The organism is Oikeobacillus pervagus (genome assembly GCF_030813365.1).
Lineage (GTDB): Bacteria > Bacillota > Bacilli > Bacillales > DSM-23947 > Oikeobacillus > Oikeobacillus pervagus.
On sequence record NZ_JAUSUC010000028.1, the window covers coordinates 1 to 17246 of the forward strand.

Sequence of the window (17246 nt, forward strand, 5' to 3'; positions counted from 1 at the left end):
ACTTCCTTCAGATTTCAGGTCACCCTGAACACCCTTGTCTTTCGCTAACAGTTCCTACTGCAAAGCCTGTAGTGGACTTTCACCACCAAGTTATAACCCATGCCGGGCGCACAAAGAAACCTTGAAAGGCATATAGCCAATCAAGGTTTTTCAAATTCTATACTTCTTGCTTAACTAAGTCTAATAAAAAATCACCAAAGTCTTTAGCAATTATTTCATATGTTTGGCTCTCTAAGTCAACTCCAGGCACAAAAGACACTACTTTTGGTTCTCCATTATCATCAAGGTGACTATAGTCTAAACAAAATATTTCGTCACTCCCAGTATCATATATAACTAGCAGATTATCAGGTAGATTAATTTTCCTTCGTTCAGTTAAAGTGTACCATATAGCGTCTGGAACTGATGAATTTTCAAAATCAGCATTAATAATTCCGTAAATTTCTTGTGCTCCGAAATTACCTGCTCCAAATGTCTTTAAATAATCAAAATATAATCCAGTAAAATTTAATCCTAACTTTTCTTCAGCCAAACTAATTAATTCATCTGTACAACCACCCACAAAGTCAGCAATCTCCTCTTCATTCAAAATAATTTCCTTTGCTTTTTGATAATTTTCTACACTCATTTCCATCCCCCTTTAACATTAAAAATCATTTGCTCTATTTTTCCAGTAATCAGTTCGCCATTTATTAAACTCAGACCTATTTATACCTGAAGATATAGTATTAGGATTGATGTGAATTACAGAACTGTTATCTTTATGAAACGTCTGTGTAACCTCTGCTATCGAACTTTCATTTCTTTGTGTCATGTGATGAAGGTTTATAGACTTTCCATCTGGACCAAGTGGGGCTAATCCCTTCTCCATTCTTTCAAGGTTAGTTCTACCTCGTGCGTCTTTCATATTTGGATTTATAATATCATCTCTTTGATAAACTTTCACATTTTTAAATTTTGTTGTCTTATTCCAATATTTATAACCATTACTCGTACCCTATGTTGTAATCTTAAAATTCGCTAATAAAAAAACAACCTATCTTAAACCTTATTAAACTACTTCTTCCTCTTTTATTATCGGCAATTCATAGGCTGTTTTGTGCTTCATCATGCCGTAAATAATGTTTACAAGCCGTCTCATTATACAAACCAATGCTTGTCCCTTTGTTTTACCTTCTTTTAGTTTCCGTTGATAGTATGCATGAAATACTGGATTCCTTGGCAGCTTACTTCCTTTTGCCACTTGTACTTGCTGTACAGCTAAGTTGTAAAATAATGCGTGTAGCGCCCGATTTCCCTGCTTGCTTTTTTGTTCCCTTCCTTTCCCACCAGAACCAAAGTAAACAGGCGCAATGCCCGCAAATCGTGCTAATTTGTTGGCATTTAAAAAACGTCTAACGTCCCCAATCTCAGCAATTAATGCAGAAGCCGTTACGAGTTCAATGCCTGGCATAGAGTCTAGTTGAAAGTCTAGTAAATTCATTAACCCTTTTAATTCTCGTTCTACATAGCGTATTTCTTGCTTTTTAAACAAAATGTCTCGAACGATGCTTCTCACTAGAAAATCTCGTATTTCTTGGTGTTCTTTTATTGTGTTTCCATCCTCTTTAAACAGCTTTAAAATTTCACTCGCTTTTTTCACCGAACATGTATTGTGACTGGCTTCTAATAAAAAAGTGGTCAATTGCTTAACACTTGCACCCTCTAAACAAGGTGGAGACGGATATCGTTCCCAAAATGCCAATGCTGTTTTTCCATCAACCTCTGAGAAAAACTTCTTATAGCTTGGATAGTGGTGGCTCAATTGAATATGTAGTTGGTTTTTTAAAGCACCTTGTGCCTTTACTAATGCATTTCTTCTAGTGACCAGTTGTTGTATCGACCAAAACAAATCCTGCGGTTTAGCGTCTGGTAACTGGTCTAGTTTGTTCACCAAAATTCTGGCTACACATTCTGCATCCCAACCGTCACTTTTTTGTGTCGTCATATGACTTTTTCGTTCAGCATATGAAAGTGCTGGATTTACTTCTTTTACAACCTGTCCATGGTCGGTTAAAAACTGTGCCAATGCCCTTCCATAGCCCCCAACATCTTCTAAACCAAAAATTGGTGTCAACCCATCTTTAATATGTTTATAAATATCCAGTAAAAACGTTGAAAAAGCAGACGGTTTATTTTCAAACTTTATTTCATCTAGTTTCTCTTGCCAACAATTAATAATCACCGCCACATGGTGTTGCTTATGTAAGTCTACTCCCACATAAAAATGTTTCTGTCGTTCGTGCATTAACTCATCCTCCTATTCAATGGAATGAAAATGCCGGCAACCTTAGTTCGAGCGTTCACCAACTGGTGCGCATTGGTACGAAAGCCTATCCATTTTCACCGTTATATGAAGATATATAAGTAAATGAGCACCTTTTTTAAGTAGCCCTTCAAATTATTGCAGGGTGTTGCCCATTTGCTTGAATTTGCCCATATGTATAAATTCCCCGATAAAAGCTTTCTCGGTCTAAAATGCGTTTCACTTGTACTTTTGTAAATCGTTTCCCTTTCTCTGTTCGATGGCCTTCCATGTTGAGCTGTTCTGCCAATTGAGATAGTGACCAATGTTTAAAAAAATGTCTTAATTCAAATAGCCTCCGTACAACGATCGCTTTCTCTGTATCCACTTCTAATACTTTTCGCCCTTTCTGTACTGTATAACCAAACATGACACCGCCACCTGCATATCCACCTTGCTCAGCTTTTTTCTTTCTGCCCCTACTTAGTTTCAATGCAATCTCTAATCGTTGATATTGGTCTAATAGCTCCAACATCCCATTTACTAAAAAATCATTTGGTTCATGTGTGTAGATGCTGTAATTTGGCTGCTCAATTGCTTTCACATCTGCGTTATATTTTTTCAACTCTCTTTGTATCAATACTTTTGCCATATCAGAGCGCCACATACGAGACGTATTTAATACAATTACTTGGCTCACTTGATGATATTCTATATCTGCCAATAGCTCTTGCAAGCCTTCTCGCTCAATAGTTAATCCATCTTCATCAACTGTCGCTCCGCTGAGTCCTCTATCCTCATATATGTGAAGCAGTTGTAGCTTATTTTCGTCACAATACCTCTCAATTTCTTCTACTTGATACGCTAAGCTATATCCTTCACGTACTTGCCCTTCTGTTGAAACTCGTACATAACCAACTACTTTTTCTTTCATAATGCCCCTCCTGTTACAGCAATTAAAGTCCCTGTAACGCTTACCCGTTTTTTGCGGATAACTTGTGTGTAACGTCTATCCGTTACAACATACTGTACGACCTTACCCAAATTTTGCACAACCCTTTATTTTACAGTCGTTTTTTCTCTAGTATGGTCGTACACTATAAGTAACCGTTACAATCCAAAAAAAGAGGTGGTGTTTTTATTATGTCTTCTACTATTCGTTTACGTCTCAATGAAGTTTTAATTGAAAAACAAATGAGCCGTCGGCAACTTGCTAAGCAAACCTCATTGCGTCCTAATACCGTCAATGATTTATGTACACAACCTATAGAACGTCTGCATATAAGTACCCTTTCAGCTTTGTGCGACACATTACATGTCTTGATCCAAGACCTACTTGTATTGGAGATAAATAATTAACTCACTCGAAGAACAATTGAACTTGGTTCTTCTATCAACCTTTTCCATTCCACCCTTGCTAATTCGTCGAAGTCCAATCGATACTGATTCGTAAGGGTCTTTTTTATTTCCCTCCGTATATACTGCGTATACATATCTATTCCATCTCGCATGCTAGCTACCCGTTCTCGTTGCTTGTTTTTAAGTATTTGCCAATCTATCACTACAGCCGCAAAATAATGTTCATTCTGTTTCGGCGGGTGTTTCATTAGGTCTTTAAGCAATACTTGCTCATTTACCTTATACACAACTTCTATTCGGCTTAATTCATGTGCTAAATAATTTCCTTTATTCTTTTCTAGCTCTAGCCGTTTATCATAAATCCTACAGTAATCATTCCGTTTACGTTGGTCGCCTCTACCAAAATATCTTGTTGTATCAAAGTGTATCATTTTCCTTCGTGCATCTATCGGTATTACCACTATATTTTCCAAACCCGTTCGTATATCATACGCTACATCACAACTCACAAATTCTACTTGGCTTGCCCGCTTCCCTATCATTTCTAGTATCTCTCTAAAATGTGAGTAATGCTCTGGCCTTGTCTCAATCCTTAGGGTATGTAAGTGGCCTTCTGTTTCTCTAAAGTTTTTAAAATATAGATGAATGTATACATCGTCACTTTTCCGCATGTGCAATTCATAGCTATATGTTCCACTATAAATCTTCATTTTCACTTTATATTTCTGCACTCCCACCATATAAACACGTAAAAATGTTGAATGTGGTACATCCTTATAATCAATAACAAATTTATCTATCGAAACCTCTATTTCCATCGTCTGTTCTTCCCCTTGTATGCTAGTACTTGTATAAAATTTAATACTTAGTACACTTATTAAATAATCGTAATCTTTTCAATTTACGTATATAAACATGCAAAAAAGCACTTGTCGCCTGTCATAGACAATCAAGTGCTTTAAGTTTATAAATTTTCTAAGTTTATTAATATTTGCAAGTTTTATAAGTTATTTTAGTATTGACAGTATGACATCTTTATTAACACATGGCAAGTGTAACGTTTAAACCCTTTAGCTTGTTTTATCTCGTGTGTTTGTTGCTTATGCCATCCATAAGTGGTCCTTGTAAATAAATTGTCATCTCGCCTATTCTCGCTCTAATTTGTCATAATATTAAAACAACGTTAATACTCCTTGATGGTAAAACCTTCATGAGTTATTTGTTCAAATTAAGGAAATCCTTATCTGTAAACAAGTTAAAACTAAGTGTCCCTCATTGCACCATTGTTTAACGTTACGAATATTGTCCATCTTGTGTGTAAATATAAATCGAGAAATTTAATATGGTAGTCTTCTATACCGCCACTTCAGCCACTCTCATGTATCCGCTTACCATTATGAATTATTGATAAAATACTTAGTTTTCTTTATTTTTAATTGTCTGAAGATACTTTTCTAGATGTTTCTTCCCCGAGTTACTTTTTGGAACAATACCCATATTTTCATACCTCCATATTGTCGCTATTTCATGGGGGTCCGCATTTGAGAGATCGTCATAACTAAAATCTATTTTAAACTTTCCTGTGTTATCAAAAATCAAAGTGAAACTTGTCCATGGCGCTTCATCATTATCGATAAACTCTCTCCATAACTCTTTTATGCTATCCAGCAATTGATGCCATTGTATGGAATACTCCTCTTCACTTATGGTAAAGAGCTCGGTGATATCATGACAACAAATAGGTTTATCACTATCTTTAGGATAGTAATAGAAGTCAGCTGTTTGAGAACCGTCATTCACTTCGGCATAAAGATATACTTTTAACCACTCCTCCGGAATTGTATCTATTATGATTCCGACTATTTCTTGATATAATCTGCCTAACTTTTCATCATTCATCTAATTTTCCTCCCGGTACATTATCAAATCTCTTTTTCTCCCAACCATCTTCACCAATTTTATACTTAATTTCAAAACTATCTGGACGTTTTGAATCGCCCTTATAATTAGGTGTTATTTTTACTTTCACTTCATCTCCTTGTCTAAGTGCGTCAGCCCACGAATTCTCAAGTTTTTTCCATTCACCTTTATTTAGGTTGCCATTCATTGGAACAAGATTATCTATATTACCAGAACCCTTGAAAATACTTGCAATCAAATGGCCACCTTCATCGTCAGCTAGGCGATCTTCACGTCCCACTTTCCTTTGAGCATAATTATTTCTTTTCCCTTCACCCATTTCCAGGTTACCTTCACAGCTTGAAATACGTCCTTTACTGTCTGTTTTATAAGTATACCCTTCTTTAGTAGTGTATTCTACATTCTCCTTTAACACCTTCTTACGTCCATCTTTCGTATATTGATCTCCATAGTTTACCTTGTTAGGAGCTTTACCCGTACCCTTACCCCCACGCTTCTCCACCTTATGAACCTTGTCACTCTTTTTGGAGAGGTCAGAAGCAGTGGAGACCGCATCTGCCCCTTTCTTTCCCCATTTCACTCCCTTAATGAAAGGCCCTCCAATGATGCCGGCAGCTGCCAGTATTCGTTCTGGCACGTCTAACTTTTCTTTTGTTATGGGGTCTTCACCACTAAATGCTTCTACTCCACTTTTGATATTGGAGGCAATTGGAACAAAATCCAAACCTAGTGAGGCACCTGTTTGTTTTAGTTGATCGGATTTCTTTACTTGCTCCAACTCTTCTTTCGTACATGCGTTACTGATTATATCTCTTTGTGGAATTCTATCAACGATTTGATAATAATGCTTTCCTTTATCCATATATTCCCTGACAACCAGTCCATTTTTCATTTGGTAGTAAGTGCCGGAAATATCTTTTGTCTCATTGGGGTCTTCAAAAACCTGTACTTTTTTAACAGCCTCATCTTTAATTCGATTAAATTCCTTTTTGCTTAAAAACGGATTTTGGCAGTGATCGAAGACATTTTCATATAACTTTTGGTTTAAACGTTCTTTTAAATCGTTGAATGCCTCTTTTTTTGTGAACTGTTTTTTGGAAAATTCTTGGATGGTGAGATTTCCACTTTGGAACATCGACTCCATTTGTTTGATGTAGTTCTTCATCGTGACAATATCTTGCTCGACTGAGTGGAGGGCTTTCGTTTGATCTGAATCAAATTCATTCAGTTTCTTGATGGTCTCATCTCGTTTGTTTTGGGCTGAGGCGATATTTTTGAGGACCTCATCATCATTTAGTTTCGTTAAGCTCACAATATCTGAGACTTTGTCCATCATCCCATTGGCTTCTGCGGTGAGATCTTCTGTGACGGATTTGATGTTTTCTAACCCTTGTTCTACTTTTCCTTCTAAAAACTCTACCTTAATATAGCCATCTTCTGCTGATTCAAACGCACGTAGAGCTTGTGTAACATTTCTAAGAGTTTGTTTGTAGCTCGTACTAAATTCTTGGTAGAAAAAGAGAAAGGTCCTGTGACATTCTCGGTAAAAGGAGCGGATTGCCTTTCCGCCCGCCCCTTTAAAAGAATCTTCAAGGCCAATAATTGTGTCGACGTCCTTTTGAATTTGTTTCATTTGTTCTTCTAAAGCATACAATTTTTTTTGGACCGTATCAATTCCGGAGCAAAAGTCGTTTACGTCTAATATTTTCATCCTTTTCTCCTCCCTACTTCACATGCAAAGAGGTGGCTAGTTTTTCATCTGTTTCGCGCATTGCATCTACCGATTTTCTTGTTGCTTCCTCATTATGTATTAGTAATGCTTTATATGATGTTAGAGCCTCCTGTAAGGAATGATTTAATTTATTTAGTTTTTTGACAACATCGAGTACATTTTGATTGCCGATCGAACTTGGAACAGTCGTTTCAAGTGACCCAGTGGAGGATTTCAACGTGGATAAGGCCTGCTCCACCTCACCATACTCGAGTTTAATTTCTTGACTCATTTCCCCACTCCTTTTGCTTTTTTCTTCTCTCTTCTTTTCAAAACTGACTAACTTTTTTACATTGCCATAAGGGCTTCAATTTGTGCTTCAAGTTCTTCGATTTCCTTTTCGATTTCCTCTATTTTTTTTGCAATTTCTTTATACACAACTTTAAACTGTTTGGTTTCAATTTCTTGGTAGCTTTCTAGGATTCCACTTTCACGAATATCATCAAATCCATCCGCCCAATTTCCTAGCCATGTTTGTGAAGATAATTCAGGTAGTAAACAGAGATTCTTATTATTTGTAAAAGACTGTTGAGTCACTTTCAATTCTTCTCGGCATTTTTTTAGTCGATTAAGCTCCTCTTTTTTTCTTCTTAACCTTTCCATTAAACTACCAATTGAAGGCATTTATCTCACACCTTTCCCCTTTTAGGATGATTATTATAAAAGAGAGACTTTTATATTCCTAGTTTCTAAACCTTAATATGATGGTATTTAAGAGGAAGTTCGCTGTTTTCCTTTAAAGATCAACAATAAGAAGATCAACACGATGCCAATCATAATACAAACGATGTAAAGCATGACTAGGTGAGTATTTTCTTTCGTTTCTTTTGATGAATCATACTTCCTTGTTTGATAAGACTCCATCTTCTCGTCTCCAAACAGTTTCCATTGTTCAGCTTTTGCAGCGATCGTATTGTTCTCGTTTGTCTGGTCTTGAAATAACTTCTTTTTAATCTTTTCATTAGGATTGTCTTCCTTTTCAAATGTCAGTCCTTTTTGCTCTTCTGGGATTGGTTGTTTAAGTTCATATAATGATTTTTCATGTAAGTAATCGGTATTGGGGTTTACTTTTCCTTTTTCATACACATTCGGCTCTAATTCTTCAATATCAATATTGGCAAAACTCACACTATACGGTATGAAGGTAAGGAGGGCCATAAGGAAAACGGCCCTCTTTATGAACTTATTATCCCTCATGGACATTCTTACTTTCCTCTTGTGTGTTTGAAAGAAGGGTATGCCCGATGATTGGAATCATCGTAAGAATCACGATCAAACCACCTAAAATCAATACTGCTGGACCGAAAAGTGTGCTCAACTCATACTGAATCGACATATAAACTTTCGATATCGGATCCTCATAATTGAAATTAGGAATCGTTAAATCAAGCAGAGGCGTAATAAAAAAGATCATAACCCCTACACTGACGAACCACCCAATTAAAGAACCAAAATAGAATGAGACACGGACCAATGTTGAACTAGCAACTAATAATAGAATCGTGAAAATCGTCCATTGAATGGCCCGATCATCCGCTAATGAATAAATAGTCAAACCAAACAAACTAATCATGAGCCCAACAATTAAATTTAGAAGACTAAACAGCGCACCTTTAACAAGAAGTGGGGCTCCTCGAAAATAATGACTTAAATATCCAATTAGTAGACTACTAATCAAAATGATCACTAATATCACGACTGGAGGAACGGTTTTATTTTTTTCCTTTGGAACTTCCCCACTAATCTCAAGTGGATTTGAAAGATAATCATAGATATAGCCGTTGTTTTGCCCATCAATAAACGTATTTCCTAGCAGATTATATACATCCTTTTGGATCATTTGAGTCGAGGTTACATTTTTGGCCCATTTTTGGTTTAAGTTGTCGGCTTTCTCTTGAACTCCATTTACCTTTTGTTGAAGTCTGTTCGTATAGACAACAATATTTGTCTGCCGATCGCCGAGTGATCCCATTAACTGATTCATTCCTTGTAGTTCATGTCCAAGACTTTTTTGTAATGAAAGTAACATCCTACCGTTTATAGATTGACCGGTAGATGTTCCCTCATTTTTATTTTCAAAAGGAGTTTCTATTAATTCTGACATTTTCCCTAGATTTACTTGAATCGCATCCAGTTCTTTGACCACTGATCCTTGTTCTTCTTCTACATAACTGGTGTACTCCTCTAAAAATTGATTTACGGCTATTTGAAATTCCTTCATATCTCCTTCGGTACCTTCAAGCCCTGTTTTCAGTTTATTCCAGGCTTGTTGTTCTTCCTCCTGTATCATGAGGATATTTTTAACGTTTTCATTCAATTCTTTATCTGCCAGGACTGATTTTTTACTAGCATTTTCTGTACTCCCCATCTTATGAATGATGGATGAATATCGAGATAAGTAAGAATAATAATGCAAAAGCTTATCTGTATCTAAGTTTGTTACTCCTCCGTTAAAAACAAGTTGAAGTTTCTTTTTTCGTTCCTCTGATAATTGTTCGGAAGCGAGGATTGTGTTTTCGAGTTGTTTTATTTTGCTAATGATGATATTTACTTCTGCAGTTTGATATATTTGTTGATTATGAACCGTCTTTTCTTCCTGTTGTTCTTTCATGGTAGTAGGACTTAGATTCTCTCCATCATCCGGTTGCTCCGGTTCTGAAGTCTCACTCGCTCCTTCGCTATTTTCATTATGATAGCCATTTATTAATTCCTTTCGTAACGGAAGCATCACTTGCTCTAATCCATTAAGCTCATCTCGCTCGTATTGTTGCTGGTAGCGATCAAGCAATTCACTATGAAAAGTGGATAAAGCTTTCCTTTGGTGATCTACTCGATCCATACGTGCTTCGTTTAAGTCACTTAGGAATTGATAGCTATCCTCAATCTTCCCTTGAATCCCAGTAAGATTTTCAGAAATAGGTTTGAGCTGCTGATTGTAGGTTTTATCCATAAAAGTTTCCATAGAAATTAACCCATTTTCTATTATTTTTGAGCTTTCACCTTGAACCTTTTTTAACATGTCCTTTTGATTTTGTTGATACAATTTATAAGCTTCAACATACTGCACAAAATTTTCAAGACTTTGTGCAACCTCTTCTACATCCGTATTTTGTTTTAATGAGCCTTCCTCAGCAAGCTTCATACTTGATTGAATCGATTCTAACAATTGCTTTTGATTTTTTATCTCATCAGAAAGTTTTTTGGAATTTGGACTGTAAAAGGAAAACATGGCATTTTGAAAAGCTTTTTCTTTTTCCAAAATTTTATCAAATTGATCCCGCACATTCTTAACTTCTTGGGAAATATAACTCCAATAAAGAGAAGACATATTCTTATTTACCTTATTAGATGCTTCCTCTAGTTCCCCTATCACTTTTTCCTTATTAACGGCATTCAACTGATCTTGAACAACATATTGAAGGGTAGCTTTTTTCGGTGCCACTTCCTCATAAGTTAAAATATTCTCAGTGAATTTAGAGGGGATATAGATGATCGCATCATATTTGATGTTTTTAAGACCATTTTCTGCAGCGCTACGGCTAAGTACAGTCCATTTATAATTTGAATCCTCATTTAAAAGAGCTGGAATCTCATCTCCAAAATTTAAAGTATTCTCTTCGTTTTCCACTCCCAAATCTTCATTTACTACAGCAATAGTTCTTGTCGCATTTTCTTTTACTTTCATCGGGTTATCGCCAATGTATTTAAAAAATAGTATAGGAAATGCCAAGATCAGAACCACTGCACAGATGACTTTAATCAGTTGTTTCCGTTGTTCTGTCATATAAGGATCTCCCTTTCAATCTCACAAAGTGGGATTTGAATTTTCGTTTCCTTTCCATTTTCAACATAATACCCAAAGCCAGGGGTAATATCTGTTTCCTTTCTATTAAATGGAAAAGTAATAAGATTTTGTTCCGACTTTTTCATTAGGATGATGGCTTGACGAATTTGTTTGATTTCAGTCGTAAAAGAATCATAGCCTTTTGAAAACTCGCTATGGTTACCAGAAACAACGAGCATAAATCCTAAATGGCTGTAGTTTTTCATAAATTGAGCTAGCCTTTCCTGAAGACTTGCGTTAATCGTTTGTTGAAATCTCGAAAAACCATCAATTACAAGAAATATCGAAGAAAAAGACAGATAGTTGACAGTACCTTCACGGATAGCCTTCAAATAATCTTGTTCTCTTTCTTGTAAAACCTTTTCAATTCGATCTAGCCAATCGATAATTTGATCTCTTTGTTCTAAGTAGGATACTTTCTTTTCAGTAGCGAAATCGGCTAGACCACGATTGATCGAATCAAACACACCAATCTCTACTTTTTGCTGCAATATAGTGGTTAAAATAATTTTTAATACATTTGTTTTCCCTTTTTGCGATTGTCCGAAAATGAGACAATGTTTATTTGTCATAAAATCTAAATTGACAGGTTGAACAAATTCTTCATCAAGACCAATTGGTACAATGCCATTTTGCTTTCGAATCATATATTCCTTATGAAATCCTTCAAACGTTAATTTGGATGCAAGCATTGGGATTGGTCGAGGCTGCTCAACATCATGATATTTTTCCTTCAGGATTTGAATAGTCTGTTTCATATGCTCAAACACTTCCAAATCATCTTTTCCCTCGGCAGGTAAAAACATTTGGGCAAAATAGGCGGTTTCCTTTTTTATTATTGCGCGACCCGGGATCGCCTCTAATGCAAATGGAGGTTTTCCAATGATTGAATATGCTTCTGTATGATCCATTAAGTAATGGACAATTTTGGTTTTTAAGTTGTTCATAAGTGATTGACGGACTGCATTAATTCTTGTGGCTGTAAGAATTACGTAAATGCCTAATGATGGACCATCACGAACAAATTGTGTAAACTGCAATTCCACATTTTCTAGTTCTTCCTTAGCAAGATCAAAATTATCAATTGTAATAAAGATTATTGGTAGTTGATCATTACTTATGGAATTATACATTTTAATGTTGCTGACCTCTTTATTTTGTAAAAGGTCTTTTCGATGATTCATTTCATCTTTCATAAAACGGAAAAACTTTTCTATCTTTCGTTCTTCATCCATTCGAAAATAGTCAGCTGTTTGTGGCAATTGCTTTAATGGCAATAACGCACCATTGCCAAAATCAAACAGATAAAAGTACATTTCCTTTGGACTATATTTTGATGAAAAGTTTAATAATAGATTCATAACGGTAAAAGACTTCCCATAACCCGATGATCCAAAAATTCCAATATTTCCATCCTCAATCAGATGATAGCTGTATGGGGATTGATTTTGCTTTTCGGGTTCATCCGTTAATCCTATATAAAATTTTCCCTTTGTTTCAGACATATAGTCAAAACGGGATAACTTTTCGGGTAATGGCGGTAACCAAGGACTTTTCAACTTTTCAATTTTTAAATCATGTTGAACCTTTTCAATTTGATCAACAATTGCATGAATTTCCGTTTTGACATCTCTCTTTTTATTTTTCCTTGACGAAACTTCAGATAACGGGATAAGACCCAGATCTGTCACAAAGGAAATTTCATCTTCTGCATCGAATGTATCTTCAAGATAAGGCGCTCCACTCCAGGCCGATTGAAATAGCTCGTATATTTCATTATTTCCAACCTGTAGGTAGCCCCGACCTGTAATTGTAATCGATGCGGCATCCGCGTTTTTTAAAATCTCTTTACTATCGCTAGCATCCTGAACCTTTAACGCTACTTTAAATCGTGCGTTACTCCATATTTGATTATCGATTACACCGCCCGGCTTTTGAGTCGCCAAAATTAAATGAACACCTAGGCTTCGTCCAATCCGAGCAGCACTGACAAGTTCCTTAATGAATTCAGGCTCTTCACTCTTTAATTCTGCAAATTCATCAGAAATTAAAAATAGATGTGGTAGCGGTTCTTTCGCAACATTTGTTTTATATAAATCTGTGTAATCATTGATATGGTTTACCTCATATTGATCAAACAAACGCTGTCGTCTCTTTAATTCACTTTTGATAGAAGCTAGAGCTCTTTCACTAAAGTTGCTACTGCCCTCGATGTTCGTAATCGTCCCTAGTAAATGAGGCATATTTTTAAATGGCTGTGCCATTCCTCCCCCTTTATAGTCGATTAACAGAAACGCAACTTCATGTGGATGAAAATGGACTGCTAACGATAAAATATAGGTTTGCAAAAACTCACTCTTCCCTGATCCGGTCGTTCCCGCTAACAGGCCATGGGGTCCATGTGCTTTTTCATGAAGATTTAATTCGACAACGTCTTCTCTCCCTTTTAATCCAATCGGAACTGCTAATGATTTTGCTGACTCTCTTGTCAACCAATTTTCTTGAATCCCGATATCTTGTACATCCTTCGCCTGAAGCATCTCTAAAAATGATACTTTCGTAGGGATCGAGTTTGTCATGCCAGTTTGATGATCAAGAGTCCTTAGCATACGTGCAAAAGATTCATTGTCGTCTCTTTGATGTGGGTCAATGTTAAACGGGATTTGCACCGCTTTTTTATTTTTGATCAGAATATCCCCAACATGTTCATTAATATATCTGACAAGTGTATTGATATGTTCCGTAAGATTTTCTTTTGTCTCCGAAGCAAAAATAGCCGAAATCCCCAAATGTGGATCATCGCCTTCCAAATATTCTAGTATGATATGTTCAGATATGAGCTTTTGATTTGACACAATAAAAACAATTTGAGGAGAAAATCGCTTTTTCCCTTTGTTTTCATCTAAATCCCGTTCTCGGATAACCTCATAAATAGATGTTAAAAGCTGATCTCTCGTTTGCTCATTATAGATAAATCCTTTACTAAAGACGTGTGGAAGCTGAAAATGTGGCAACCACTTCATCCATTCCCATTCGTTGTATTCTTTTTCTTCAAAAATGAACACAAAACGAAGGTCATGATAACTATGAAAAAAGGCAAGCTGGCCAACTAGCTGATGAATTTCATTTTTCACAGCTGATTTTTTTCCAATCAATCCGATTGATCCATGTGCAAGATTGACGGTGATGGGTGTATGATTAATCTCTTTATACACTTTCTCCATCACTTGCAACTGTTCGATTAAATCATCAATTTCGCGATTGGCCATATCCCCGCTATTAATGGAAATCTCATAGGTGGATGGCACTGTTCCTGTCCCGATCCTAAGTTCGAGAAAGTCGTTACTGCTAAGCGTTCTTTCCCAAATTCGATCAGATACCTGTTCAGTTAAATATTTCAATCTTATGAAAGATGGGAAATGATAGGTAAGCACTTGTTTTTGCTTTTCAGCAAGTTCTTTAAGCTCATACCGTTTATCTTCTAAATAACGAGTATAAACTCTTCGTCTCTTAGCAAGCCGTCTTTTTCGATTTCCTCTTTCTTTGAAATAATAAGCAGTCGATGTAACTAACGTCATAGCAAACATCACGATTGAAACAATAATAAAGATTCCCCGCGGTCGAATTAAGGCAACGATTCCAATGACTAAAAGCATAACTAGCGGGGGTAAAATAGTTAGCCATAGACCACGGTTATGATCATCTCCTTCTTGTGATGGGAAGGACAGATTCACCTTATCATCTGGAAGTTCGTAAATCATTCGCGGTGTGCGACGGTACACCGGATATTTCTTTTTCATTTCAGATTGTGGTTGCTCAATTAAAGGCAATGCTGTCTTAAACTCTTCCCAACTTGTGATTTGCAAGATATCTTCTTCAAGAAGGCAAATAAGCATAAATGGGGATAAGAGAAAGTCTCCCATTTCAACGGGAGTTTTCCCAGTTACCTTTTGTCCGTTCAAATAAAGGTCATTTTTTTCTGCTGAAACCATCCAAGTTTTTCCTACCCTTGTTAAACTAAATTCTCCCCTACATTCAGAAAATGTTGTTTGATCTTTTCGAACAACATTCGCTTTTTTGTCATCCCTAGAAAAGTACAACTCATGATGATTTCCAATAAAATATTTATGGACTTTTGTAGGTGATTTTGTGCGTAACAATGATAAAGTTTGTGTCCCATCTTTAATTAGGATTGTGTTCCCATCTGATAATGTTCCGATCAACCGTTCGTTTTGATAAACATTTAGGTTCATTCCTTTCTCATCATATGTAAGAGAAAGGACCCCCTGTGTAAAAGGGAAAGTTCCAATCGTAACATGGTGATTCCATTCTGGACCCATTGTGATTGAACGATTAAATTTTGGATCTATCGATATTTGTTGATAATAATCATCATAGAAAACCCAAAGAAAACTCAAATAATCACCTCCTAAGGTGCTTGATCCTCATCTGGCTTTGATTCAACTTCTTTTGTTTCATTAGGTGTTGTCACCTGATCTGTTGTTTTTCCCTCTGCAGCCGGATCCCCTTTCTTTGTTTCTTGTTGGGATTCTAGCTGTTTCTGTTGAATCGCTTTTTCTCGTTGTTTTTCCTTTTCACGCTCCGCTTTTTGTTGTTCTTCTTTTTCTTGCTGTTCTTTCTCTTTTATATACTCATCAAGTTCGTTTTGAATTTCATCTAGCTTTTGTTGTCGTTCTTCACTTTTCAAGTCATCATTTGTTTTAATTTCTTCTCGGTAATTGATCAGTCCAAGCATAATTAAATCCCGGTCCTCTAAAAACCGAGCAATCTCTAGAGCTTCTTCATTTTCACCGCGTCCTAGATAAATCCAATATTCGTAATATTTAGGATCTGAATGTAGGGTAATCCTACTTTGAACTCTTTCTTTCTGTTTTTCAGTCAATGATTCATTAGCAACATACGAAGTCGCTAATGAATATTTCACTACGTCCGGCATTCCTTCTACATCATAGCGAGCTAATGTATTAACAACCTCACTATATTCTCGATTAAGAAAGTGTTCATTGCTTTCCACATATGCTTGTTGTTTAGGCATCTGGAAAAAAACTGAATATAATGTATAGATGAAAGCGGGGATGAAACAAATGAATAAGCCTGCTGTAACATAGCGGTGGACTTTCCACTTTTTTTCTGGAATATGTATAAATGTCTTGTCTTTTTTTTCTAATCGGATGATTTCCTCTCGAATAAATTCCTCCAACATATCGAAATTCTCTTTTGACATAAGCTCTTTAGCGAGTGAAGAAAATTCCAAACTTTTATAAAAATAATAGTACTCTTCAAATAAGTGCTTTCCTTCAACAATGGCAGCTACCGTCGCCTTCGTTTCTTGAAAAAGCTTTTCTTCGTCTTTTTCATAAGGTGGAAGGCTCTCTTTTACACCATAATGTAGAAAGGAAGGCTCTAAACTACGATCAAAAACTATATTGTCAGGACATACAACGAGATGCAGCCTAGCAAGCTGATGATTTTTCACTTTTTTCACAAGTTGGAAGGCCAGCAACCATTTACTGCGTTCATCTTTTTCATAGATGGATGGAAAAGCTTCGTAACTTGAAGGTGGATAGATAATGATTTTTAAATCATCATCCGTCATCACGATGTCTTTTTGAAAGGATCGATCCATCTCATTTATTAAATCTATTTCGATTGCATCATGGAGTTTGATTTTTTCTTTATGAAAAGTGAAGGTATATCCGTTTTCTTTCGTTATGATAGCCTTCAATTTTTGTTCTAAATAGGACGGACTCTTTTCTGACATTCTAATAAGCTCCTTCATAGAATTTCCAAACGATCTCCTGTCGTAATCCCACAGTCAATCAATCTATCGTTTCCTGAAAAAACAGTGTGTTTATTTGCAACACGAACCCAATTGCCCTCTCGATTTGGAAGTGTGATTCGCTTGGCTTGCCAAACAATATCGATGACTTTTTTAACGGAATGATAGTTTGATAGACGAATGTCAAACATATCCCCTGTGTAATGTTTTAAATCAATGGTGATTTCGATATACATTTTTTTCACCTCTGGAATGGAAAAAGCGCCAT

The 17246-nt window shown here is 36.2% G+C and carries 15 protein-coding genes; 1 reads left to right on the forward strand and 14 read right to left on the reverse strand.

The genetic code is table 11. From position 1 onward, the window contains the following. Positions 1 to 157: 157 nt before the first annotated feature. The 4 genes from J2S13_RS11090 to J2S13_RS11100 form a co-directional block, all read right to left on the reverse strand. A complete protein-coding gene (locus J2S13_RS11090) occupies positions 158 to 628 on the reverse strand; it encodes an SMI1/KNR4 family protein (RefSeq protein ID WP_307257826.1) in 471 nt (156 codons plus the stop codon). A gap of 18 nt (positions 629 to 646) precedes the next feature. After that, positions 647 to 907, reverse strand: coding sequence for an HNH/ENDO VII family nuclease (locus J2S13_RS16915; protein WP_370874027.1), 261 nt, complete (start codon positions 905 to 907; stop codon positions 647 to 649). A 144-nt stretch (positions 908 to 1051) separates the two neighbouring features. Next, positions 1052 to 2287, reverse strand: coding sequence for an IS110 family RNA-guided transposase (locus J2S13_RS11095; RefSeq protein WP_307257827.1), 1236 nt, complete (start codon positions 2285 to 2287; stop codon positions 1052 to 1054). Between the two features lie 148 nt (positions 2288 to 2435). Continuing rightward, complete coding sequence (locus J2S13_RS11100) at positions 2436 to 3218, reverse strand: recombinase family protein (RefSeq protein WP_307257828.1); 783 nt, start codon at positions 3216 to 3218, stop codon at positions 2436 to 2438. A 209-nt stretch (positions 3219 to 3427) separates the two neighbouring features. Here J2S13_RS11100 and J2S13_RS11105 point away from each other — a divergent pair, with 209 nt between their 5' ends. After that, positions 3428 to 3643 (forward strand): helix-turn-helix domain-containing protein, encoded by a 216-nt coding sequence (locus tag J2S13_RS11105; RefSeq protein ID WP_307257829.1) that lies wholly within the window; start codon positions 3428 to 3430, stop codon positions 3641 to 3643. Here J2S13_RS11105 and J2S13_RS11110 read toward each other — a convergent pair. The 10 genes from J2S13_RS11110 to yukD form a co-directional block, all read right to left on the reverse strand. Continuing rightward, positions 3640 to 4461: a replication initiation protein gene (locus J2S13_RS11110; RefSeq protein ID WP_307257830.1), complete on the reverse strand. Its 822-nt coding sequence runs from the start codon at positions 4459 to 4461 to the stop codon at positions 3640 to 3642. The two genes, J2S13_RS11105 and J2S13_RS11110, sit on opposite strands and share 4 nt — an antisense overlap. Before the next feature lie 598 nt (positions 4462 to 5059). Continuing rightward, positions 5060 to 5542: an antitoxin YezG family protein gene (locus J2S13_RS11115; RefSeq protein WP_307257831.1), complete on the reverse strand. Its 483-nt coding sequence runs from the start codon at positions 5540 to 5542 to the stop codon at positions 5060 to 5062. Continuing rightward, positions 5535 to 7274: a T7SS effector LXG polymorphic toxin gene (locus tag J2S13_RS11120; protein ID WP_307257832.1), complete on the reverse strand. Its 1740-nt coding sequence runs from the start codon at positions 7272 to 7274 to the stop codon at positions 5535 to 5537. The genes J2S13_RS11115 and J2S13_RS11120 overlap by 8 nt, the downstream gene beginning before the upstream one ends. Positions 7275 to 7287: 13 nt before the next feature. Beyond that, complete coding sequence (locus J2S13_RS11125) at positions 7288 to 7566, reverse strand: YwqI/YxiC family protein (protein ID WP_307257833.1); 279 nt, start codon at positions 7564 to 7566, stop codon at positions 7288 to 7290. Between the two features lie 56 nt (positions 7567 to 7622). Then, complete coding sequence (locus J2S13_RS11130; RefSeq protein WP_307257834.1) at positions 7623 to 7958, reverse strand: YwqH-like family protein; 336 nt, start codon at positions 7956 to 7958, stop codon at positions 7623 to 7625. 87 nt (positions 7959 to 8045) lie between these two features. Next, positions 8046 to 8537 (reverse strand): type VII secretion protein EssA, encoded by a 492-nt coding sequence (gene essA / locus J2S13_RS11135; protein ID WP_307257835.1) that lies wholly within the window; start codon positions 8535 to 8537, stop codon positions 8046 to 8048. Next, positions 8521 to 11118: a type VII secretion protein EsaA gene (esaA, locus tag J2S13_RS11140; RefSeq protein ID WP_307257836.1), complete on the reverse strand. Its 2598-nt coding sequence runs from the start codon at positions 11116 to 11118 to the stop codon at positions 8521 to 8523. The genes essA and esaA overlap by 17 nt, the downstream gene beginning before the upstream one ends. Then, positions 11115 to 15596: a type VII secretion protein EssC gene (gene essC, locus J2S13_RS11145; RefSeq protein WP_307257837.1), complete on the reverse strand. Its 4482-nt coding sequence runs from the start codon at positions 15594 to 15596 to the stop codon at positions 11115 to 11117. Before essC ends, esaA begins: the two co-directional genes overlap by 4 nt. 11 nt (positions 15597 to 15607) lie before the next feature. After that, complete coding sequence (gene essB, locus J2S13_RS11150) at positions 15608 to 16960, reverse strand: type VII secretion protein EssB (protein WP_307257838.1); 1353 nt, start codon at positions 16958 to 16960, stop codon at positions 15608 to 15610. Between the two features lie 14 nt (positions 16961 to 16974). Continuing rightward, a complete protein-coding gene (gene yukD, locus J2S13_RS11155) occupies positions 16975 to 17214 on the reverse strand; it encodes an ESX secretion system protein YukD (RefSeq protein ID WP_307257839.1) in 240 nt (79 codons plus the stop codon). Positions 17215 to 17246: the final 32 nt, after the last annotated feature.

Coding starts and splice junctions, on each gene's coding strand:
- J2S13_RS11090 (WP_307257826.1), bottom strand. CDS start 628: ATGAGTGTAGAAAATTATCAAAAAGCAAAGGAAATTATTTTGAATGAA.
- J2S13_RS16915 (WP_370874027.1), bottom strand. CDS start 907: ATGAAAGACGCACGAGGTAGAACTAACCTTGAAAGAATGGAGAAGGGA.
- J2S13_RS11095 (WP_307257827.1), bottom strand. CDS start 2,287: ATGCACGAACGACAGAAACATTTTTATGTGGGAGTAGACTTACATAAG.
- J2S13_RS11100 (WP_307257828.1), bottom strand. CDS start 3,218: ATGAAAGAAAAAGTAGTTGGTTATGTACGAGTTTCAACAGAAGGGCAA.
- J2S13_RS11105 (WP_307257829.1), top strand. CDS start 3,428: ATGTCTTCTACTATTCGTTTACGTCTCAATGAAGTTTTAATTGAAAAA.
- J2S13_RS11110 (WP_307257830.1), bottom strand. CDS start 4,461: ATGGAAATAGAGGTTTCGATAGATAAATTTGTTATTGATTATAAGGAT.
- J2S13_RS11115 (WP_307257831.1), bottom strand. CDS start 5,542: ATGAATGATGAAAAGTTAGGCAGATTATATCAAGAAATAGTCGGAATC.
- J2S13_RS11120 (WP_307257832.1), bottom strand. CDS start 7,274: ATGAAAATATTAGACGTAAACGACTTTTGCTCCGGAATTGATACGGTC.
- J2S13_RS11125 (WP_307257833.1), bottom strand. CDS start 7,566: ATGAGTCAAGAAATTAAACTCGAGTATGGTGAGGTGGAGCAGGCCTTA.
- J2S13_RS11130 (WP_307257834.1), bottom strand. CDS start 7,958: ATGCCTTCAATTGGTAGTTTAATGGAAAGGTTAAGAAGAAAAAAAGAG.
- essA (WP_307257835.1), bottom strand. CDS start 8,537: ATGTCCATGAGGGATAATAAGTTCATAAAGAGGGCCGTTTTCCTTATG.
- esaA (WP_307257836.1), bottom strand. CDS start 11,118: ATGACAGAACAACGGAAACAACTGATTAAAGTCATCTGTGCAGTGGTT.
- essB (WP_307257838.1), bottom strand. CDS start 16,960: ATGTCAGAAAAGAGTCCGTCCTATTTAGAACAAAAATTGAAGGCTATC.
- yukD (WP_307257839.1), bottom strand. CDS start 17,214: ATGTATATCGAAATCACCATTGATTTAAAACATTACACAGGGGATATG.